Source organism: Pseudoalteromonas luteoviolacea, assembly GCF_001750165.1.
Taxonomy (GTDB): Bacteria; Pseudomonadota; Gammaproteobacteria; order Enterobacterales; family Alteromonadaceae; genus Pseudoalteromonas; species Pseudoalteromonas luteoviolacea_G.
The window spans coordinates 4880783-4902887 of the sequence record NZ_CP015411.1 but is presented as its reverse complement, the minus strand read 5'-3'; the positions used below and the strand labels follow the sequence as shown (position 1 = coordinate 4902887).

At 42.8% G+C, this 22105-nt stretch carries 22 protein-coding genes; 21 read left to right on the top strand and 1 reads right to left on the bottom strand.

Annotated features, from left to right (window positions below; genetic code table 11):
- The first annotated feature begins 693 nt into the window (after nucleotides 1–693).
- From rpmH to S4054249_RS20805, 7 genes are all read left to right on the top strand, one after another.
- Complete coding sequence (gene rpmH, locus S4054249_RS20835; protein ID WP_005492430.1) at nucleotides 694–828, top strand: 50S ribosomal protein L34; 135 nt, start codon at nucleotides 694–696, stop codon at nucleotides 826–828.
- A gap of 6 nt (nucleotides 829–834) precedes the next feature.
- A complete protein-coding gene (rnpA, locus tag S4054249_RS20830) occupies nucleotides 835–1248 on the top strand; it encodes a ribonuclease P protein component (protein ID WP_046357211.1) in 414 nt (137 codons plus the stop codon).
- A 107-nt stretch (nucleotides 1249–1355) separates the two neighbouring features.
- Nucleotides 1356–1661: a membrane protein insertion efficiency factor YidD gene (gene yidD / locus S4054249_RS20825; protein WP_080928409.1), complete on the top strand. Its 306-nt coding sequence runs from the start codon at nucleotides 1356–1358 to the stop codon at nucleotides 1659–1661.
- Nucleotides 1662–1669: 8 nt separating this feature from the next.
- A complete protein-coding gene (gene yidC / locus S4054249_RS20820) occupies nucleotides 1670–3301 on the top strand; it encodes a membrane protein insertase YidC (RefSeq protein ID WP_046357210.1) in 1632 nt (543 codons plus the stop codon).
- 544 nt (nucleotides 3302–3845) lie between these two features.
- Nucleotides 3846–4514: a cytochrome c biogenesis protein CcdA gene (locus S4054249_RS20815; protein WP_046357209.1), complete on the top strand. Its 669-nt coding sequence runs from the start codon at nucleotides 3846–3848 to the stop codon at nucleotides 4512–4514.
- A gap of 19 nt (nucleotides 4515–4533) precedes the next feature.
- Nucleotides 4534–4992: a TlpA family protein disulfide reductase gene (locus S4054249_RS20810; RefSeq protein ID WP_046357208.1), complete on the top strand. Its 459-nt coding sequence runs from the start codon at nucleotides 4534–4536 to the stop codon at nucleotides 4990–4992.
- The gene (locus S4054249_RS20805; RefSeq protein ID WP_046357207.1) at nucleotides 4992–5723 is read left to right on the top strand and encodes a TlpA family protein disulfide reductase; all 732 of its coding nucleotides are present in this window, start codon (nucleotides 4992–4994) and stop codon (nucleotides 5721–5723) included. The genes S4054249_RS20810 and S4054249_RS20805 overlap by 1 nt, the downstream gene beginning before the upstream one ends.
- 9 nt (nucleotides 5724–5732) lie before the next feature.
- Here S4054249_RS20805 and S4054249_RS20800 read toward each other — a convergent pair whose 3' ends face one another.
- Nucleotides 5733–7904: a winged helix-turn-helix domain-containing protein gene (locus tag S4054249_RS20800; RefSeq protein WP_046357206.1), complete on the bottom strand. Its 2172-nt coding sequence runs from the start codon at nucleotides 7902–7904 to the stop codon at nucleotides 5733–5735.
- Nucleotides 7905–8029: 125 nt separating this feature from the next.
- Between S4054249_RS20800 and mnmE the strand changes: the two genes are divergently transcribed.
- The 14 genes from mnmE to atpD all read left to right on the top strand — a co-directional run bounded on the left by mnmE (nucleotide 8030) and on the right by atpD (nucleotide 22105).
- Nucleotides 8030–9394, top strand: coding sequence for a tRNA uridine-5-carboxymethylaminomethyl(34) synthesis GTPase MnmE (gene mnmE, locus S4054249_RS20795; protein ID WP_046357237.1), 1365 nt, complete (start codon nucleotides 8030–8032; stop codon nucleotides 9392–9394).
- A gap of 913 nt (nucleotides 9395–10307) precedes the next feature.
- The gene (gene mioC, locus S4054249_RS20790) at nucleotides 10308–10754 is read left to right on the top strand and encodes an FMN-binding protein MioC (protein WP_046357205.1); all 447 of its coding nucleotides are present in this window, start codon (nucleotides 10308–10310) and stop codon (nucleotides 10752–10754) included.
- Between the two features lie 415 nt (nucleotides 10755–11169).
- Complete coding sequence (mnmG, locus tag S4054249_RS20785) at nucleotides 11170–13059, top strand: tRNA uridine-5-carboxymethylaminomethyl(34) synthesis enzyme MnmG (protein WP_046357204.1); 1890 nt, start codon at nucleotides 11170–11172, stop codon at nucleotides 13057–13059.
- A gap of 15 nt (nucleotides 13060–13074) precedes the next feature.
- Complete coding sequence (gene rsmG / locus S4054249_RS20780; protein WP_069949151.1) at nucleotides 13075–13695, top strand: 16S rRNA (guanine(527)-N(7))-methyltransferase RsmG; 621 nt, start codon at nucleotides 13075–13077, stop codon at nucleotides 13693–13695.
- Nucleotides 13696–13708: 13 nt separating this feature from the next.
- Nucleotides 13709–14494, top strand: coding sequence for a ParA family protein (locus S4054249_RS20775; RefSeq protein WP_039611151.1), 786 nt, complete (start codon nucleotides 13709–13711; stop codon nucleotides 14492–14494).
- A gap of 15 nt (nucleotides 14495–14509) precedes the next feature.
- Nucleotides 14510–15454 (top strand): ParB/RepB/Spo0J family partition protein, encoded by a 945-nt coding sequence (locus S4054249_RS20770; RefSeq protein WP_046357202.1) that lies wholly within the window; start codon nucleotides 14510–14512, stop codon nucleotides 15452–15454.
- 138 nt (nucleotides 15455–15592) lie between these two features.
- Nucleotides 15593–15973: an ATP synthase subunit I gene (locus S4054249_RS20765; protein WP_039611153.1), complete on the top strand. Its 381-nt coding sequence runs from the start codon at nucleotides 15593–15595 to the stop codon at nucleotides 15971–15973.
- 15 nt (nucleotides 15974–15988) lie between these two features.
- Nucleotides 15989–16849, top strand: a complete 861-nt coding sequence (gene atpB / locus S4054249_RS20760; RefSeq protein ID WP_046357201.1) for a F0F1 ATP synthase subunit A — start codon at nucleotides 15989–15991, stop codon at nucleotides 16847–16849.
- A 66-nt stretch (nucleotides 16850–16915) separates the two neighbouring features.
- Nucleotides 16916–17149, top strand: a complete 234-nt coding sequence (gene atpE / locus S4054249_RS20755) for a F0F1 ATP synthase subunit C (protein ID WP_023400939.1) — start codon at nucleotides 16916–16918, stop codon at nucleotides 17147–17149.
- 51 nt (nucleotides 17150–17200) lie between these two features.
- Nucleotides 17201–17671: a F0F1 ATP synthase subunit B gene (gene atpF / locus S4054249_RS20750; protein WP_046357200.1), complete on the top strand. Its 471-nt coding sequence runs from the start codon at nucleotides 17201–17203 to the stop codon at nucleotides 17669–17671.
- A 16-nt stretch (nucleotides 17672–17687) separates the two neighbouring features.
- The gene (gene atpH, locus S4054249_RS20745) at nucleotides 17688–18221 is read left to right on the top strand and encodes a F0F1 ATP synthase subunit delta (protein ID WP_046357199.1); all 534 of its coding nucleotides are present in this window, start codon (nucleotides 17688–17690) and stop codon (nucleotides 18219–18221) included.
- Nucleotides 18222–18235: 14 nt separating this feature from the next.
- Nucleotides 18236–19777 (top strand): F0F1 ATP synthase subunit alpha, encoded by a 1542-nt coding sequence (atpA, locus tag S4054249_RS20740; RefSeq protein WP_046357198.1) that lies wholly within the window; start codon nucleotides 18236–18238, stop codon nucleotides 19775–19777.
- A 49-nt stretch (nucleotides 19778–19826) separates the two neighbouring features.
- Nucleotides 19827–20687, top strand: a complete 861-nt coding sequence (gene atpG, locus S4054249_RS20735) for a F0F1 ATP synthase subunit gamma (protein ID WP_039611157.1) — start codon at nucleotides 19827–19829, stop codon at nucleotides 20685–20687.
- 32 nt (nucleotides 20688–20719) lie between these two features.
- Nucleotides 20720–22105 (top strand): F0F1 ATP synthase subunit beta, encoded by a 1386-nt coding sequence (gene atpD / locus S4054249_RS20730; RefSeq protein ID WP_023400934.1) that lies wholly within the window; start codon nucleotides 20720–20722, stop codon nucleotides 22103–22105.

Genomic DNA, 22105 nt, shown 5'->3' with positions numbered 1-22105 from the left:
ATTGCACTCCGAAATAGTTATTATTCCCGTACATCATTAAAGCCAGTTTTTTGCGTGCATTCACAAAATAACCAACAGAGTTATTCACAGCTAACTCAAAGATCTACAGAAATGTTTGTATATTATCAATTATTCACAGGTGGAAGCCGAGTATTATGAAGGGATCTTATCCACAACATCAATATTGACTTTTTAAAAAATTAAGATCTCACCAAGATAAAAATATAAACACCTGTTTTTAAAGGGTTTTTAATTTCACTTAATTATAAAGATCTTATCAAAAAAAGAGCAAGATCTCACCATAAAAATCAGATCAATTTGAGTTTTCCAAAGGTTGTTGCCAATTTTCACCCAAGCTCTGTGGAAAACCTCCTCAAGATCAAATAACTTGATCCACAACTAAGATCTCGATCTTCTCTATATAGATCTCAACATTTGATCCTTCTATATAAGGAATACAGATAGACTCCCTCTCTATTATATAGAGCGGCTCCAAATATTTACCTTTATTAGGTAAATTCACACCTCAACTGTCATTTCTGCATCAGATTGCCTATAAATTAAGCCTTCTCTCACAATTATGATTGACTTTCATGCGCGTCGGCTTTAATATCTCGCGCTCGCAATGGCACCTGTGCCAGGATCGCGACCTGCATAGGATGTTTTAACTTTAACCGATCGGATGGATTAGTTATGAAAAGAACTTTTCAACCAAGCGTACTTAAACGCAAGCGTACACACGGTTTCCGTGCTCGCATGGCTACTAAAAATGGCCGTAAAGTATTAGCACGTCGTCGTGCTAAAGGCCGTAAAGAGCTTTCTGCTTAATATTAAGTGGAAGGTTTAGGCTTCAGCAGGGAGTTACGTCTGTTAACTCCCTCGCATTACTCCCGCATATTTCAAGAGCCTGCTCGTGCAGCAACCCCTGTTTTTACACTTTTAGCTAAACCTAATGATGTAGGTCATCCACGTCTCGGGCTTACTGTCGCTAAAAAACGCTGTAAAAAAGCCTGCCAACGCAATCGTATTAAACGTCTTGCCAGAGAAAGCTTTCGTCTCAACCGTCATAAATTAGACAACATCGATATCGTTTTGATGGTCAAAACAGGTGTAGACGAGCAAAGTAATGAAGAGCTCACAAAGCAACTCAACAAGCTTTGGCGCAAAATCAATGAACGTTGCAAGCCTGGTGCTCCTAAACCAAAACATCATAAAAAACGCCCAACCAATAAAAAGCCTAAAAAATAACAGCGCTTTTATACTTCAATACCTGTCCTAACATGGCAATTTTTAGCGAATTAGGGTAAGGTTAGCTCACCTTTTAATCACTGATTTATCGAGTCTACCTCGCGACTATGAAACACGCCTCAAAGACCAAAAGCGAGAGTAAACGATTGGTGGATTATCCGCTTTCGGTAATACGTTTATTTTTGATTACGCTTATTAAAGCCTATCAAAAATTTATCAGTCCAATGCTTGGACCACATTGCCGATTTAATCCAACATGCTCAAGTTATGCAATTCAGGCAATTAATTTACATGGAATTGCAAAAGGGAGTTGGTTAGCGGTTAAACGCATATTAAAATGTCACCCTTTAAGCGCAGGTGGGGATGACCCCGTCCCTGAAAAATCGAATCAAGATAAACAACACGAGAAATAAGAGCTGTTATGGAATCGCAACGCACGTTTTTATTGATCGGATTGCTTTTAGTCTCTTTTTTGCTATTCAGTGAATGGCAAGAAGAGCAAGCTCAAAGCAAAGCCGAGACCAGTGCTGTCACACAAGTGGCCACTTCACCTTCAAATAACGACCAAGCGGATATTCCGACTTCTAACGAAGCGGACGTACCGGTTGCGCACACTCAAGCAATCCGTTCTGTTATTACAGTAACAACGGATGTACTTGATGTTAAAATCGATACAAAAGGTGGTGATATTGTTGAAGCCAAACTACTTCAACATGCTGAAACGCATGGTAGCGATATACCTTACTTACTACTTGGTGAATTTGAAGGGAAGCAATATATTTCACAAAGTGGACTGATCGGCCTAAATGGTCCAGATGCATCAAGTGAAGGTCGCCCTGTTTATTCAAGCGAACAAAAGTCATATACCCTATCAGGTGATGAACTGCGTGTACCGCTGACGTTTGTTGACAAAAAAGGCGTTCAATTTACAAAAACATTTGTATTCAAAGCAGGTCAATATGACGTTGCGCTAGAATATGATGTAGTCAACGCAACAGAAAACCCTGTCCAAGTTCAACTGTACACGCAAATTAAGCGTACAGCACAAGACAAAGACAGCATCATGACACAAACGTATTTAGGTGCGGCTTATGGTACACAAGATGAGCCATATGAAAAGTACGCATTTGACGATATGGCCAAAGCGAATCTAAACGAAAATACATTGGGTGGCTATGTGTCATTTATCCAGCATTACTTCGTGAGTGCTTGGGTCCCACAACAAGACGTCAACAATACGATTTACAGCTCACTGAGAAACAATCAAGGCATCATTGGTACTAAAGGCGAGCCAGTTAATATTCAGGCTAACTCTGAAGCAAAGTTATCGGCCATTTATTATATGGGTCCTAAAGATACCGATGCACTAGAAGCTATCCACGAAGACTTGGATCTGACGGTGGATTATGGTTGGTTATTCTTTATTTCTCAGCCTCTACTTGTATTACTGAAGTTCTTATACGGTATTTTAGGCAACTGGGGTCTAGCCATCATCGGTATTACCGTGATCGTGAAAACTATCCTTTACCCACTGACAAAAGCACAGTACACGTCTATGGCAAAAATGCGTGCACTACAGCCGAAAATGCAGCAATTAAAAGAACGCTATGGTGATGACCGTCAGAAGTTTGGTCAAGCCATGATGGAAATGTACCGCAAAGAAAAAGTGAACCCTATGGGTGGCTGTTTCCCACTGTTACTGCAAATGCCAATTTTCCTAGCGTTGTTCTATGTATTCTTAGAGTCGACAGAGCTACGCCACGCGGAGTTTGGTTTGTGGCTTACTGACTTATCCGCGATGGACCCATACTACGTGCTACCGATTCTATTTGGTGCGAGTATGTTCCTAACGCAAAAACTACAGCCAATGACTATCACAGATCCGATGCAACAGAAAATGATGACATATATGCCAGTCGCATTTTCTATTTTCTTCATCTGGTTCCCATCAGGTCTAGTACTTTACTGGTTAGTATCAAATATTATCTCTATTGCACAGATGCTTATCATCTACCGAGGTATGGAGAAAAAAGGTATTAAAGTACGCGACTAACGTCGAAACACCTTGATAAAACGCCCGCTTTTGCGGGCGTTTTTGATCTTGTACATACAACTAATTTATCTCTCAGAATTCTGCGCCAAAATAATACTACTGAGCATTAACTTACTGTTATTTATAACAAACAAAATCATCGCTAAACGCCTTGGGCAAGTTTCAAAACGATATGGCCCCTATCTCAACAAAGCTTATCAAAAGACCTTCCCCATGAAGCTGCACACATACACTTTGATATTAAGCATACACAGCTGCTCCTTAAAGAAGGAAAGAGAGAGGTAAGTCTTCAATGTAGCCATTGAGCAACTTTAAGCTTGGTCAGATAAGTTCGCGGCTGCGCAGCAGTATGGCATGCCACAGGATTAAGTTCAGGAAACCAAGCATATACTCGTTGTATTAAAGGGGGCTTAAATAACTTTTTAAAAACAAATAAAACATAGACTTGATAAATTTTGATATCGATTTTATGCCCCTTTGATAGGTCTTAAAAGCGCGCTCATGCACTGTAACTGCTCATTCACGACATCATAAGAGCAAGCATATGGAGCACACAATTTTAGGGGCATTGACCACGTCAGATATCAATGGCTGGCAAATTCCCGCCGTATTTTTGATCGGCCTACTAACCAGTTTAACCCCCTGTGTATACCCTATTTTACCAATTACCGTTGCCACCTTTGCACAGCAAAAGCACCCTCGCATTGCCCCCCTGCTGTACTGTATTGGTTTTGCATTCATTTATGCTGGACTGGGCTTTATTGCAGCCACAACCGGCAGCCTATTTGGTCAAGTAGCAAGTGATCCACTCGTCCTATTAGGATTTGCCAATGTTTTACTGCTTTTTGCTGCCATTAATAAAGGCTTAGTCACATTACCGACTCAGTACTTTGCGCTAAAAAGTACCAGTGCCGTACCCTTGATCATGGGTATGATCAGCGCGTTAGTTGCCGCGCCATGTACCTCACCTATCCTAGGCGCATTATTGATATTTGTTGCTTCCGCACAGCAACCTCTACTCGGTGCCAGTCTGTTATTTAGCTTTGCGCTGGGCATGAGTACATTGCTGCTACTTGCTGGCACCAGTGCAAGACTACTGGCTACCCTCCCTAAATCAGGGAAGTGGCTAGCCCACACTAATAACCTCACCGCACTCATGCTCTTAATCATGGCGCAATATTTTCTTATTCAGGCTGGTAAAAGCTGGCTATAGTAACCACAAGGAACCCATTATGAAGTCTTTAGCACCTCTATTCATCTTACTCGGTGTACATACCAACATTTACGCCAACACCTACCCGCCTTTGTTAGCTAATACGCTAGATGGACAAGCGATTTCAAGCCAAGGTCAGGTGACTTATTTGAAGTTTTGGGCCACTTGGTGCGCCTACTGTATTGAAGAAATGCCATTACTCGATCAGAGCTATCAACAAGCTAATACGGGGTATCAAGTTATTTCCGTCAATATTGGATTTAATCAAAACAAACGCAGTATCACGAATTACCTGAAAAAAAATGGCTACCGCTTTCCTACCGTCTTTGACAGCGACGGTAATATCACACGCCAATATGCGGTATTGGGCACGCCGCAACATATTTTATTAGATGGCTCAGGCAATGAGCTTTATCGCAGTGCCCTATTTACTGATGAATTAGCAAGTAAACTGACTGAATTACAAGGAATAAAATAATGTATATACAAGTAAAACTTGGTCTGGTATTGGCCTTACTTATGGTAACTTGCAAAACACATGCAACAGCCACCGAATATATATTTATCAATATCTGGGATGAATATTATCAATCCACCGAATTGCCACAACCAATGGGAGAACGCATTTTTGTCCAACCGGATATTAATATTGATAAACCCAGCTTAACGCAGTTTGTCACAGCCAACCCTATATTTAAGGGGATCCGCATTGATCACAACAATCAGCTCATGTATAAATTTCAAGTCCGAGCTACTCCCACAAGGGTTGTTGTGAATGAGGGGCGTGTGATCTTAAAAGAAGCACTTATCCGCAGTGAACCACCAGAAGCCACTTCAGATACCAAAGTGCCGTTACAGACATTATCAGGCACGCCTCTTTCCAAACCTTTGATATATCAACAGTATCAGGTGCTATTTTTCAGTGACAGCCTCTGTCCATTTCAGCATATTCCCGATTGTGAAAAACGCATTGAGCAAAATAACCAGCTCGCTCAACATAATAAGAATGTACTTACGGTAATAAAGCCCTTTTATGTAGACAAGCAAAGTGCACTCAATTACCAACAGCGCTTTGGGGTAAAGCATGATATTGTCTTTGATACTCATAATCAGTTATTTGAACAGTATCAAATCAATGAGCTCCCCTATTGGGTTTTATTAGACAATAAGGGGAAAACCCTTTATCGAGGCACAAACGTGCCGCGATAAGTCATCTAATTACTCTAAAATCCATTTACTTTGACAATAAACACTGTAGGGCGCATCCAACAAGTCCAAAATATTTTTATCTGTGTGCCCTACTAAACGTGTAAACTCATCCAATTGCTGCAATAAACCATCGCTGTTTCTGAGTGCACTCAACTTCGCTTTAGAGTGTGCAGCAAGGGCATCGTTATTTATCATCTGAGCTGCCGCTGAGGTATAAAACAACATGAGATGCGCATCGGTATTATCGCTATTTGCGAGCGCTAACGCCTGCTCTGGTTGACCTTGTTTAAGATGTATATACATCTTTGTATACTCAGCATAAATCGCAACATCAGCCAATTCAAAGCGTTGATATGCCATTAAAGCCTGTTCAGTCAACGTTTGAGCTGTTTCTAACTCCCCCAACTTTAACCCAATCCAAGCCAGCATAAGTTGCGTATTTGCTCGTGTCAGTGGTGAGATATAGTCAGTCTCAAGTAATTGGTGATATTGCCGCTTTGCATTATCTAATGCGTTTTGATCGTTTTTCACCAAGCCGATATCCATCCACGCCATCGCCTTGAGTAACTGAAGTTGCTCAGTGGCAGGTAAAAAAGACTCATGTATTTGCACTTGATCCAGATAAGATAAGGCTTTTTCCCCCTGATGGAGCTGAATATAATAAAACCCCAAGTAAGTGAGTACTTGCACTTTAAAATATTCATTGCCACTGTCAGCAACAATATCCAGCGCCTCCAATAAACTCTGTTCCCCTTCATTCACGGGCACTAAATAATTTTGCCCATACGCAAATAAGCTGGTTGCCAATTCTAAGTTTGCAGAGATCTGTCGATAGTAATCTATGGCCTGACTCAGTACTTTTTTACTTTGTACTAGGTTAAGGTGATTTTTTTCCTGTGGACCGGCAGCTGGTGGGTTTGCAAGATAAAATGAGCGCTGTGCTTCACTGTAAGCAAAAGAGCGACTACCTATGAGTGCATAAGCAGCATTCATCGCCAAGGTGTAATCTTGCCATTGCAATGTATGCCAGTAAATATCAGCTTGCAGTTGATACGCTCTGGCGATCAGTTCTATTTGTTGGCTTTTTTGTGCCGCTCGCAGTCCAAACTCTGCACTATTGAGCGCCGCTTCAAACTCCCCCTGTGCCTTTTCAAATGTCCCTTTATACAGATGATAACGAGCTTGTAACCCATCAGGTGCGTCACCCAATGTGATCTTATCAAAGCGTGCTTTCGCCTGCGTCACATCCCCTTGCTGCCAAGCTACCTGCGCCAACTCCAATTGTGAAGGTAAATGCTCAGGTACACGTACTAAAGCCGCCTCAAAATACGACCTCGCAAGCTCGGGACCATACTCATTCAACGCTTGCAAACCACGATAGTAATCACTGAGGTCCTTTACAGGCGCAGCTGTTTTATTTTCATGATCGGACGTCACTTCTAAAGCCATTAGCACATTTGTGGCAATTTCACTGAAGTTATGCCCTAACTGCTCAACAATGATATCTGTTGTTCGCCCATCTAGGCTGGCTTGTAGGATAAAGCGCTGCTGTCTTGGTTTCAGAGTGAGCGCTAGTGTATGTGGCTGTTTCTCTGTTGGTAGCTTCAGCAGCTCAGGGGCTTGGTTTTTCGGTTTTAATTGATAGTGGTTTTGCAGCTTCGCTTTTAATTCGCTTTCGATGGCGTAGCCCCACCACGTGTTGGCCTCGACTCCCGTGTCATTTTGCAAAGGTAAAATCAATAAGGTTGGTTTTTGCTGAAATTGCTCATTGGAGGGTAGTGGCCAGATAGCGTGCATTTTGTCCACCGCAAATAACAAGACAGCAACCAGGCTCAGTGCCACGCCTATTTGGTTGGCACGTTTTTTTGCACATTTTGCGGCGTGCACCTCACAGATCCACTGGTAACCTTGTTGTGGTAGCGTTCGAATATAGATAGGACTTTGCGCATTATCGCCCAATGCTTGGCGTAATTCATTGATACTTTGTGTCAGTGCGGCTTCTCGATATTCACCGTGCTGCCACAGTGCGCTCAATAATGTTTCACGCTTAATAACTTGGTTGGGATGCGCTAGAAAGTAAGCCAGTAACTGTAAGACTTTAGGACGAAGAAGCTGCTGCGATTGCCCAGTGTATAAAACCAAGCGCTCAGCATCAAAACGAAATGGACCAAATAACAACACGGGTTAGAGTTTCCTTATCTCTACATCTTGCGTAATTGACTCTATTGATTAACTTCCACTATACCTGAGAAATGCCATTTGCTGTACAATTAAGCTCAGAATACACTCATTTAGCAAGAGCCATCATGATTGCACAAGATACAATAGCAGCTCAGGCAACCGCCCCAGGTCGTGGTGGTGTCGGCATCATCCGAATTTCAGGCACAGGTGCCAAACAGGTTGCTGAGAAAATATTAGGAAAATGTCCAAAAACGCGATATGCCGAGTACTTGCCATTTAATACCTTAGCTGGTGAGCAACTCGATCAAGGTATTGCGCTATTTTTCCAAGGCCCAAACTCTTTTACCGGCGAAGATGTGTTAGAACTACAAGGCCATGGCGGGCCAGTTGTCATTGACATGCTGCTTAAAGAGATCAGCCAAATTGACGGAGTAAGATTGGCCAAACCAGGCGAGTTTTCAGAGCGTGCATTTATGAATGATAAGCTCGATCTCACCCAAGCCGAAGCCATTGCAGATCTCATCAATGCAACCAGTGAGCAAGCAGCGAAAAGCGCCCTGCACTCTTTACAAGGTGATTTCTCTAAACACATCAATGTGCTGGTGGAACAAGTGATCCATTTACGTATGTATGTTGAAGCTGCCATTGATTTCCCAGACGAAGAAATTGACTTTCTATCTGATGGCAAAGTTTCAGGTGACTTACAAGCGATCATAGATCAGCTTGCAGAAGTCAGGCAACAAGCCAAGCAAGGCAGCATTATGCGCGAAGGTATGCGTGTCGTTATAGCCGGTCGTCCAAACGCAGGTAAATCCTCACTGCTGAATGCTTTAGCAGGTCGAGAAGCCGCGATTGTCACTGATATTGCAGGCACTACACGCGATGTTCTGCGAGAACATATTCATATCGATGGCATGCCACTGCATATTATAGATACAGCCGGCCTGCGTGAAAGCCCTGATAAAGTCGAGCAAATCGGTATTGAGCGCGCATGGGAAGAGATCAGCGGAGCCGATCATGTCTTATTTATGGTGGATGGCACGGAGACGCTAGAGACTGATCCGATCAAGATCTGGCCTGAGTTTATGGAAAAACTGCCAAAAGGCATAGATATCACCGTCATTCGCAACAAAATAGATCTATGCGGAGAGCAACAAGGGCTATGCCAGCAAGACAACTACCCTGTTTTAAGACTCAGTGCACAAGCCAATGCTGGCGTTGATATACTCAGGGAGCATTTAAAAGCGTGTATCGGATTTACTGGTGCAAACGAAGGCGGCTTTATGGCTCGCCGCCGCCATTTAGATGCATTAGAGCGTGCAGCTGAACATTTAGAAATCGGTCAGACACAACTTGAAATGCATATCGCCGGTGAAATTTTGGCTGAAGAGCTGCGTTTAACTCAGCAATACCTCAATGAAATAACCGGTGAATTTACTTCCGATGATTTACTGGGCAAAATATTTAGTTCATTTTGTATTGGTAAGTAATTCAACAACCCGATGCGCCAAGCATCGGGTTTTCAGCATACATAGTACGCATACCAACCCGCTAGAATCCCCGTTTATATGTTCAATCTTGGACGCATTAGAATCGAGTCATGTCAAAACCTGCTTACTGTGATGGCCACACAGTATTTCTCATGATATGTCCTTTAAACAATAAACGCACTCAATCGCATCATGATCACAGTACGTTCAATATACGCAGTCAGTGCAGCTGAAATAACTGATGGTCAACGACCATATTGTCACCAACCGCATCACGTCAAGTTAACCCGACTCACACTTTTATCGGGCTAAACTTGTGTGTTTAAACTGCATTAAAATGTCTAATGTGAGCTATTTTTCAGCATATGATTAGTCAACACGACCTCTAACACGCTTAATCAAACATTTAAGTATCGGACATAATGAAGATAATCATAAACTCAACACCGATCCACCTGGATGATAAAGCAGCCAATATATTCATTTAACATGATGGCCCCCCTCGAAAACCCGCACTTGAAGCGATCAAAACAAGTTTTTTTAGAATATTTTTTTATATAGATCTTACTTTATAGATCTAAAAACCACTGATCACATTTCATCAAAGGATCTTTATCCAAAGAGTAATTATCCACATAAAGCAAAAACTCTGAATATAAGCACAAAAACCCGAACACCGTTCGATCATAAACCCATCTTGATGCATATTTCCCCCCTGCTTATCCACAATTAGTATAGAGCATACCATCTGGGAATATTTTATTACTAACATTAAAAACAATAACTTACAAAGTTAATTCACAGAAGGTTGAAAAAGAAGCTAATTAATTTTATCCCAAGGATTAAGTAACACTTTACTTCTGCTCAATCCAGATTAATATGACTCGCATATAACGTTAGGTAACGAGCACAAATGAGTAATATTGAGATCATTATAGGTAGTCAAATGGGTTCCGCTGAATATGTTGCAGAACAATTGGCTGACGATCTAAATACAAGATCTTTGCCATGCAATGTACATGAACAACCTGATATATCCGATTGCCAAAGCAATATTTGGCTATTAGTTACTTCTACCTATGGTGCAGGTGACTACCCTGAAAATCTATTGCCTTTTATCTCGCAGCTTAATGAACAAAACGATCTAAGCCATATTCGCTTTGCTGTAATTGGGATCGGTGACTCAAGTTATGATACTTATAACCATGCCGCTATTAACAGTGAGCAGCTATTAATAGAGAAAGGTGCGCAAATTCTTTTGCCGACATTAAAAATTGATGTGTTAGATGAAGCGCTTCCTGAAGATACGGCATTAGAATGGCTACCTCAATTAAGTGAGGTTATAGAGAAGCATATATAAAGATCCAGTTCTACATAACTTATCCACAATTTTAGTTATTTAAAACATCATATGTGGATAACCTTTGATCTAACTGCTGATCTAGTATTACTTATCCATTGGATAAATTTAATCGGATTTGTGCCTGTGTATAAATAGCTCTTTTGATCAAAGCTTATACGCCCTTAGATCCGATCTAATTCACACTATATGATCCTACCTAAGTTCATGGATCATAATAGGAATATAACCTTATACACAGATCTGGCTCTGCTTAAATATAAGATCAATAAAGATCTTTAAAAAGATCCTTATATATTTTAAGTGATCCATTTTGAGTGTAGGTTAAAATTTAATCGTTTCACTTCTGCGTTTTTCTAGGTAGAATACGCACCCTTTCGAAATTTGCTGGTTGTTTTTAAGTAGGATCCCGTAAATGATTTATCATGAACATTTTGACGTAATCGTGGTTGGTGGCGGTCATGCTGGTACTGAAGCTGCATTAGCTGCAGCTCGTATGGGTATGAATACCTTATTGTTAACTCACAATATGGATACTTTAGGCCAAATGTCTTGTAATCCAGCGATCGGCGGGATCGGAAAAGGACATCTTGTTAAAGAGATTGATGCGTTAGGTGGTGCGATGGCTCAGGCCATTGACAAAGGCGGGATCCAATTTAGAACACTGAATTCATCTAAAGGTCCTGCAGTTAGAGCTACTAGAGCGCAGGCGGATCGCGCATTGTATAAAGCGGCGATCCAAGATACGTTACAAAATCAAGAAAATTTAAAGATTTTCCAACAAAGTTGTGATGATCTGATTGTTGAACAAGATCAAGTCAAAGGCGTAGTTACTCAAATGGGTTTACGCTTTAGTGCTGAGTCTGTGGTACTAACTGTTGGGACATTCTTAGGTGGCCAAATTCATATTGGACTTGAAAACTTCAAAGGCGGAAGAGCAGGGGATCCACCTTCAATCGCGTTAGCACATCGATTACGCGAATTACCATTTCGTGTAGACAGACTAAAAACAGGGACACCTCCCCGTATTGATGCTCGAACAGTTGATTTCTCAGTGATGCAAGAGCAACCAGGTGATACACCTACACCGGTGTTTTCATTTTTAGGCAAACAATCGGATCACCCACAACAGATCCCATGTTACATCACCTATACCAATGAAAAAACACATGATGTGATCCGTGAAAACTTACATAGATCACCGATGTATGCTGGTGTGATCGAAGGGATTGGACCAAGATACTGTCCGTCTATCGAAGATAAGATAGTGCGCTTTGCTGACAAAGAGAAACATCAGATCTTTGTTGAGCCAGAAGGGCTAACGTCATATGAGTTATACCCTAATGGTATTTCCACCAGCTTACCTTTTGATATTCAGTTAGATATTGTGAGATCAATTAAGGGATTTGAAAACGCACATATTTGCCGACCGGGTTATGCCATTGAATATGATTTCTTCGACCCAAGAGACTTAAAACAGTCTTTAGAGACCAAATTTATTAATGGTTTATTTTTCGCTGGTCAAATTAACGGCACTACTGGTTATGAAGAAGCAGGTGCACAAGGCTTGATTGCGGGTATGAATGCTGCACTGCAAGTGAAAGGTGAGGATCCTTGGACACCGCGTAGAGACGAAGCGTATACAGGTGTTTTAATTGATGATCTTGCTACTTTAGGTACGAAAGAACCGTACCGTATGTTTACTAGCCGTGCTGAATATCGTTTGTTATTACGTGAAGACAATGCTGATTTACGTTTGACTGAAAAAGGCCGCGAGCTAGGTTTGGTTAATGACGAACGTTGGGCTGCTTACAATGATAAATTGGAAGTCATGGAGCAAGAGTCACAGCGTTTGCGTGCAACTTGGATCCACAAGGATCATGAAGCATTAGATCAAGTAAACGCGTTGCTTAAATCGCCACTAACCAGAGAGGCGAGTCTTGAGGATCTGATCCGCCGCCCTGAAGTCAGTTATCGAGAATTAATGACAATTGATGGATTGGCCAGTGAGCATGAAAATTGGCAGGCTCTGGAGCAGGTTGAGATTCAAACAAAATACGCAGGTTATATTGCGCGTCAGCAAGACGAGATTAATAAGCAGTTGCGCCATGAGGAAACTTTACTGCCAGTCGAGTTTGACTATAGCCAAGTAAGTGGCTTATCAAATGAGGTCGTTGCGAAGCTCACGGACACTCGTCCACAAACGATTGGCCAAGCTTCACGTATTTCTGGTATCACCCCAGCCGCTATTTCGCTATTATTAGTATATCTGAAAAAGCAAGGGCTGTTGCGCAAGTCAGCGTAACAGCGATGGAAAACTGTGTTACTAGAACAACTCAATGCTTTGTTAGCGGAAACAGGTATTTCGCTGACTGAAAATCAAAAACAGCAGCTGGTCGATTATGTCCAGCTGCTCGACAAATGGAATAAAGCTTACAACCTCACATCGGTGCGAGACCCGAAAGAGATGATGGTAAAACATATTCTTGACTCTTTGGTGGTTGCACCACATCTTAGTGGTAAACATTACATTGATGTTGGCACAGGCCCTAGGCTACCTGGTATCGTCTTAGCGATAGCTTTGCCGGATACTGAATTTGTATTACTTGATAGCCTAGGAAAAAGAGTTCGTTTTTTAACCCAAGTAAAACATGCGCTTGGATTAAAAAATGTGACGCCAGTTCAGTCTCGTGTTGAAGAATATCAGCCAAGTGTTAAATTAGACGGTGTGTTGAGTCGTGCATTTGCATCGCTAGAGGACATGGTCCAATGGTGCACACATTTAATTGACTCATCAGGGCGATTCGTTGCACTAAAAGGAATGTATCCGCAAGAGGAATTGGACAGTCTGCCTGAAGGCATTTCTTTGGAGCAAAAGATCACCTTGCAGGTACCAAACCTTGAAGGTGAGCGCCATTTAATTATTCTTACTAAAGACTAAATTCGAGGATACTGTGGCTAAAGTCATTGCAATTGCAAACCAAAAGGGTGGTGTTGGTAAAACAACCACTGCGGTTAACCTTGCTGCCTCGATGGCGGCGACCAAAAGAAAAGTACTGCTGATAGATTTAGATCCACAAGGCAATGCGACGATGGGCAGTGGCGTTGACAAATATAGTGATGTGGCCACCATCTATGATCTACTCATTGAAGAGACCCCCATCAAAGAAGTGATCTGCACAGATACATCTGGTGAATATGATTTAATCGCTGCGAACGGTGATGTAACTGCTGCTGAAGTTAAATTGATGGAATTGTTTGCTCGTGAAGTGCGATTGCGCAATGCCATTGAGTCTGTGCAGGATGACTATGAGTTTATCTTTATTGATTGTCCGCCGTCATTAAACATGTTGACTGTAAACGCCATGGCGGCTGCAGACTCTGTCATGGTACCAATGCAATGCGAGTATTATGCACTTGAAGGCTTAACGGCACTAATGGATACGATTACACAGCTTTCTAAATTGGTTAACCCCGAACTGCAAATTGAAGGGATCTTGCGTACTATGTACGATCCTCGTAACCGATTGGCAAACGATGTTTCTGAGCAGCTCAAACAGCACTTTGGCGACAAGGTATACCGAACGGTGATACCACGTAATGTGCGTTTAGCCGAAGCGCCAAGTTTTGGCGCACCTGCAATGTATTATGATCGTGCATCCAGTGGTGCAAAAGCTTATCTTGCATTAGCTGGAGAAATGTTGCGTCGTCAAGAAAAACAAGCCGCTGCCGTAGCATAAGAGGACAATAACAACATGTCGGTGAAAAAAAGAGGATTAGGGCGTGGTTTAGATGCATTATTAAGTTCTGCTAAACCACCGTCGGGCAATACGCAGCCTGCAGAGCCCAAAGCACCAGCTGAAAAAGCCGTATCTGCACCTGTTAGTCAGACATCTGAAACATCTGAACAAGAACTACAGCGACTACCGATTGAATTTTTACAACGAGGAAAATATCAACCTCGTAAAGATATGTCTGAGCAAGCATTGGAAGAATTAGCCAATTCGATTCGTGCTCAAGGCGTACTTCAACCAATTGTGGTAAGACAGTTAGCAAGCGAACAATATGAAATTATCGCTGGTGAGCGTCGTTGGCGGGCATCACAACTTGCTGGTTTAGATGTCGTACCGTGTATCATTAAAGACGTGGAAGATGATGCTGCGGTTGCCATTGCGCTCATTGAAAATATTCAACGTGAAGATCTTAATGCCATGGAAGAAGCGGTTGCCCTAGATCGCTTACTCAATGAGTTTGATTTAACTCACCAGCAAGTAGCTGACGCTGTAGGCAAATCAAGAACAACTGTGACTAACTTGTTACGTTTAATCAATCTCAATGATGATGTGAAAATCTTGTTAGAACATGGTGATATCGAAATGGGCCATGCTCGATGCTTACTTTCATTGCAAGGCGAAGCTCAATCTGAAGCTGCCCGCACTGCGGTTGCTAAAGGGTTGACGGTGCGTGAAACTGAAAAGTTAGTACGTGCTATGCAAGAGCCAGTGGTTAAAAAAGAAACAAAAGAAAAAGACCCAGATGTCAAACTGTTAGAACAACAGCTGGCAGAAAACCTGGGTGCAAAAGTCGAGATCAACTACAATCAAAAAGGCAAAGGAAAATTGGTTATTTCTTATGCTGATCTTGATGAATTAGACGGTATTCTTGGGCGGATCCACCCAGATTTACAACAACCCTCCTAAAGGTCAAAATTGCGACGGAATACGTGCTTAAATTATGCTGCATTTCGTCGCGTCAAGTTGCAAATTGAGCAGAAATCAGTATAATTTCGCCAGTTTTTATACCCTGATAAATTTTAGCGTCATTAAGGTTAATATAAAGTGACTCATTCGTTAGCTGGCCCGTATAGACGCGCCGCATTAAAAGGTGTCTTGCTTCAGGGTATCGTAGCATTAGTAGCTGCAGTAATAGTTTTAGTAGGTTGGGGAGCACATGCAGGCATGTCAGCATTGGTTGGCGGCGTTGCAATTGTGTTTCCGAACCTTGTATTTGCCTTGTACTCATTTCGATTTGTCGGAGCGAGCAAAGCAAATCAAGTGTATGACTCGTTAAAACGAGGCAAAGGATTAAAATTTTTGCTAACCATTTGCATATTTGCACTGGCGTTTAAACATTTGAGTGTCATGGCGTTGCCATTTTTCTGCTGTTACATACTAGTGATGTTCTCGCAGTGGCTAGCACCGATTTTTTTTAATCATTAACTTTTGGGATAAAACATGGCTGCAGAAGAAGTTACTCTATCAAGCCATATTCAGCACCACTTGACCAATGCCAAGATGTGCTCGACCGATGCCGGTCTTGCCTTCAATAAAGCATGTGCGGATAGTGGATTCTGGACATGGCACGTAGATACCCTCGCATGGTCAATCGGTTTAGGTCTGATTTTTTTATGGATCTTCCGAAGCGCCGCTAAAAAATCCACTACTGGTGTACCTGGCAAATTTCAGTGCTTTATTGAGATGATTGTTGAGTTCGTTGGCGACAACGTACGCGATACTTATCACGGTAACAGCAAGTTAATTGCTCCACTGGCCCTAACAATCTTTGTTTGGGTGTTCTTAATGAACTTAATGGACTTGATTCCTGTTGATTTCCTACCTGCATTTGCTGGCTTTGTTGGCGAAACTGCATTTGGTATGGACTCACACGATGTATACATGAAAATTGTACCGACAACTGATTTAAATATGACGGCTGCATTAGCAATCGGTGTATTCCTTCTGATGATCGGTTATTCAATTAAGATCAAAGGTATCGGTGGTTTTATTGCTGAGCTAACGCTTCACCCGTTCAGCACTAAAAACAAGCTTGGTATGGTTTTCCTTATCCCTTGTAACTTGTTACTTGAAACTATCGCGTTGTTTGCTAAGCCTTTCTCGCTAGCACTTCGTTTGTTCGGTAACTTGTACGCGGGTGAGATGATCTTCATCTTGATCGGTGCAATCGGCTTGATGCAGTTACCACTGCACTTTATCTGGGCGGCTTTCCACATCTTAGTTATCGTTCTACAGGCATTCGTATTTATGATGCTTACGATCGTATACCTGAGCATGGCAAGTGCTAAAGATAGCCACTAAGAATATAATTTTTAAAAGATTTTTTAACTTTAACTTTAATTTACAAATGAAACTTTGGAGAAAAAAATGGAACTAGTATTAGGTCTTAAGCTTATCGCTGTTGCTTTACTTATCGGCTTCGGTGCAATCGGTACTGCTATCGGCTTCGGTAACATGGGTGGTAAATTCCTAGAAGCATGTGCTCGTCAGCCTGAGCTTGCGCCTTCACTACAAGTTAAAATGTTCATCCTAGCTGGTCTAATCGATGCGGTAGCGATGATCGGTGTTGGTATCGCTATGTACATGTTGTTCGCGCTTTAATTTTTAAGACAATAGCTGAATCGAACAACTGTCAAGTAAGGAGGAGCGGTCGTGAACTTAAACGCCACTCTAATAGGTGAATTAATTGCATTTACGGTGTTCGTACTTTTCTGTATGAAGTACGTATGGCCACCGCTAAATGGTGCAATTGAAGCTCGCCAGAAGAAAATTGAAGATGGTTTAGCTGCCTCTGATAAAGCTGAAAAAGATCTTGAGCAAGCGCGTGAACAAGCTGCTGAGCAGCTTAAAGAAGCGAAGACTCAAGCGGCTGAAATCATTGAGCAAGCTAAAAAGCGTGCTGCGCTTATCGTTGACGAAGAGACAACTCGTGGTCAACAAGAGCGTGAGAAGATTATTGCTCAAGGACACTCTGATATCGAAACAGAGCGTAACCGCGTAAAAGAAGAGCTACGTACTCAAGTAGCAACACTTGCCGTGGTTGGCGCTGAAAAGATTTTAGAGCGTGAAATCAATCAAGACGCACACAGCGATATCGTTGATAAGCTAGTTGCTGAGCTTTAATTAGGAGGGTATGAGCATGTCTGAATTGACTACTATCGCTCGCCCATACGCTAAAGCGGCTTTTGAACTTGCTGTTGAAAAAGGCACAGTTGAAGCTTGGAATGAAATGCTGTTCTTCGCCGGTCAAGTGACCAGCGATGAACAGGTTCAGACACTACTAAGTAGCCTTGCTACTCAAGCAGAGCAGTCTGAAATCATCATCAAGCTATGTGCTGAGCAACTCGACGAGCAAGGTCAAAATCTTATCAAGCTGATGGCCGAAAATGAGCGTTTATCTGCAGTCCCTGCAGTTGCTGATTTATTCGCTGAATTTAAAGCGGAGTATGACAAAGAGATCGACGTAAATGTGGTTTCTGCAACTGAACTTGCTCAAGAGCAGCAAGATAAATTGGGCGCTGCGTTAGAAAAACGTTTCGCACGCAAAGTTAAGCTGAATTGTAGCATCGATGAAACCGTAGTAAGCGGTTTGGTTATTAAGGCTGGCGATACCGTAATTGACGGTAGCGTACGCGGTAAATTAGACCGCTTAGCAGTGTCGCTACAATCGTAATTGGGAAAAAGAGCATGCAACTTAATTCCACAGAAATTTCTGCACTGATCAAGCAGCGTATTGAGCAGTTTGAAGTTGTAAGTGAAGCACGTAACGAAGGTACTATCGTATCTGTTACTGACGGTATCATCCGCATCCACGGTCTAGCTGACTGTATGCAAGGTGAGATGATCGAGCTTCCTGGCAACCGTTATGCTATCGCACTAAACCTTGAGCGTGACTCAGTAGGTGCAGTAGTAATGGGTCCTTACGCAGACCTTAAAGAAGGCGTAAAAGTACAATCTACAGGTCGTATCCTTGAAGTACCAGTAGGCCGTGGTCTACTAGGTCGTGTTGTTAACACACTAGGTGCACCTATCGATGGTAAAGGTGCACTAGACAACGATGGTTTCGAGCCAGTTGAAAAAATTGCACCAGGTGTAATCGAGCGTCAATCAGTAGACGAGCCAGTACAAACTGGTTATAAGTCTATCGATGCGATGATCCCAGTTGGTCGTGGTCAGCGTGAGCTAGTAATCGGTGACCGTCAGACTGGTAAAACTGCACTTGCAATCGATGCTATCATCAACCAAAAAGACACAGGCGTTAAGTGTGTGTACGTAGCGGTTGGTCAAAAAGCATCTACTATCGCAAACGTAGTACGTAAATTAGAAGAGCACGGTGCACTTGAAAACACAATCGTTGTTGTTGCATCTGCTTCTGAATCAGCAGCGCTACAATACCTAGCGCCATTTGCTGGTTGTACTATGGGTGAATACTTCCGTGACCGCGGTGAAGACGCACTAATCGTATATGATGATCTTTCTAAGCAAGCTGTTGCTTACCGTCAGATCTCACTACTACTTAAGCGTCCACCAGGTCGTGAAGCATACCCAGGTGACGTATTCTACCTTCACTCACGTCTTCTAGAGCGTGCATCACGTGTAAACGCTGATTACGTTGAGAAGTTCACTAACGGTGAAGTGAAAGGTAAAACAGGTTCATTGACGGCATTGCCAATCATTGAAACTCAAGGTGGTGACGTTTCTGCATTCGTACCTACTAACGTTATCTCAATCACCGATGGTCAGATCTTCCTAGAAACTGACTTATTCAACGCAGGTATCCGTCCAGCTGTTAACGCTGGTATCTCGGTATCTCGTGTAGGTGGTGCAGCGCAAACTAAAATCGTTAAGAAACTAGGTGGTGGTATCCGTCTAGCGCTAGCTCAGTACCGTGAACTAGCGGCGTTCTCTCAGTTCGCTTCTGACCTTGACGATGCAACGCGTGCACAGCTTGAGCACGGTGAGCGTGTAACAGAGCTAATGAAGCAGAAGCAATATGCACCTATGTCTGTTGCTGAAATGTCTCTGTCTCTATTTGCTGCTGAGAAAGGCTTCCTACAAGACATCGAAATCCCGAAGATTATGGATTTTGAAGAAGGTCTTATTGGTTTCGCTAACAGCACATACGCAGAGCTAATGACTCAAATCAACGAAACTGGTAACTATAACGCTGAGATTGAAGCGCAACTTAAAGAGCTTCTAGAGAAGTTCAAGTCGACGCAAACTTGGTAATTTAGTTATTCATGGTGACTTCGGTCACCACTGATTCGGAGAGAGAGTCATGGCCAGCGGAAAAGAGATAAAAAGCAAGATCGGGAGTATTAAGAATACTCAGAAGATCACCAGCGCGATGGAAATGGTTGCCGCTTCTAAAATGAAGAAGGCGCAAGACCGTGTGGCATCAAGCCGTCCATACGCTGAGAACTTACGCAAAGTGATCGGTCGTATTGCTCAAGCAAATCTTGACTTCAATCACCCGTTCCTAGAGGAACGTGATGTGAAGCGAGTTGGTTACATTGTTATCTCAACTGACCGTGGTCTGTGTGGTGGTTTGAACTCAAATGAGTTTAAGAAAATCACATTAGACGTTAAGGCGTGGAAAGAAAAAGGCGTTGATGCCGAATTTGCTACTTTAGGTAGCAAGGCTGCTGGTTTCTTCCAACGTTTTGGCGGTGAGTTACTCGCTAAAAAAGCGGGTCTTGGAGATGCTCCTTCAGTACAGGACGTAGTAGGTCCAGTAAAAGTAATGTTAGATGCATTTACTGAAGGCAAAATTGACCGCTTGTTCGTTGTGTACAACAAATTCGTGAACACAATGAAGCAAGAGCCAACGATCGAACAGTTATTACCTTTGCCAAAAGCTGAAGAAGAAGTATCAGCCCACGCTTGGGATTACTTATATGAGCCGAGCCCAGAAGCGATCTTAGAGACGCTACTGGTACGTTTCATTGAGTCACAGGTGTACCAAGGTGTAGTAGAAAATGCTGCATCTGAACAGGCCGCCCGTATGGTTGCGATGAAAGCCGCAACTGATAACGCAGGCGACCTAATGGATGAGCTGCAACTTGTTTACAACAAAGCACGTCAGGCTGCAATCACACAAGAAATCAGTGAGATTGTTGGCGGTTCGGCTGCTGTATAACGCTTCGGCAAAGTTTAACGAGAGGAATAGACATGAGTTTAGGTAAGGTCGTCCAAATTATCGGCGCCGTTGTGGACATCGAGTTCCCACAAGACAACGTGCCAGCCGTATATGACGCACTAAAAGTTACAGAAGGCGACCTAGCTGGTTTGACACTAGAAGTGCAACAGCAGTTAGGTGGCGGTGTGGTACGTGGTATCGCACTTGGTACTACAGACGGTCTACGTCGTGGTATCTCAGTAGAAGGCACAGGCGAGCCAATCAAAGTTCCAGTTGGTACAAAGACCCTAGGTCGTATCATGGACGTATTAGGTCAGCCTATTGATGAAGCAGGTCCAATTGGTGAAGAAGAGCGTATGTCAATTCACCGCGCTGCGCCTTCATACGAAGATCAATCAAGTTCAGTTGAGCTACTAGAAACAGGTATCAAGGTAATCGACCTTGTATGTCCGTTCGCTAAAGGTGGTAAAGTTGGTCTATTCGGTGGTGCCGGTGTTGGTAAAACCGTAAACATGATGGAACTTATCCGTAACATCGCAATCGAGCACAGCGGTTACTCAGTATTCGCTGGTGTTGGTGAGCGTACGCGTGAGGGTAATGACTTCTACCATGAGATGAACGATTCAAACGTACTAGACAAAGTATCGCTAGTATATGGTCAGATGAACGAGCCACCGGGTAACCGTCTACGTGTTGCACTAACGGGTCTAACTATGGCTGAGAAGTTCCGTGACGAAGGTCGTGACGTACTTTTCTTCGTAGATAACATCTACCGTTACACGCTTGCAGGTACTGAGGTATCAGCACTACTAGGTCGAATGCCGTCAGCGGTAGGTTACCAGCCAACTCTTGCAGAAGAGATGGGTGTACTACAGGAGCGTATCGCATCGACTAAGACTGGTTCAATCACTTCAATCCAAGCGGTATACGTACCTGCGGATGACTTGACTGACCCGTCACCAGCTACAACGTTCGCGCACTTAGATGCAACAGTTGTACTTTCACGTGATATCGCGTCTCTAGGTATTTACCCTGCGGTAGACCCACTAGATTCAACTTCACGTCAGCTTGACCCTCAAGTAATCGGTAACGAGCACTATGAGACAGCACGTGGCGTTCAGACTGTACTTCAGCGTTATAAAGAGCTGAAAGACATCATCGCGATCCTAGGTATGGACGAGCTATCTGACGAAGATAAGCAAGTTGTATCTCGTGCACGTAAAATCCAGCGTTTCCTATCTCAGCCGTTCTTCGTTGCTGAGGTATTCACAGGTGCACCTGGTAAATACGTATCTCTTAAAGACACAATCTCTGGCTTTAAGGGCATCCTAAACGGTGATTACGATGATATGCCTGAGCAGGCATTCTACATGGTTGGCTCAATCGACGAAGCAGTTGATAAAGCTAAAAACATGTAA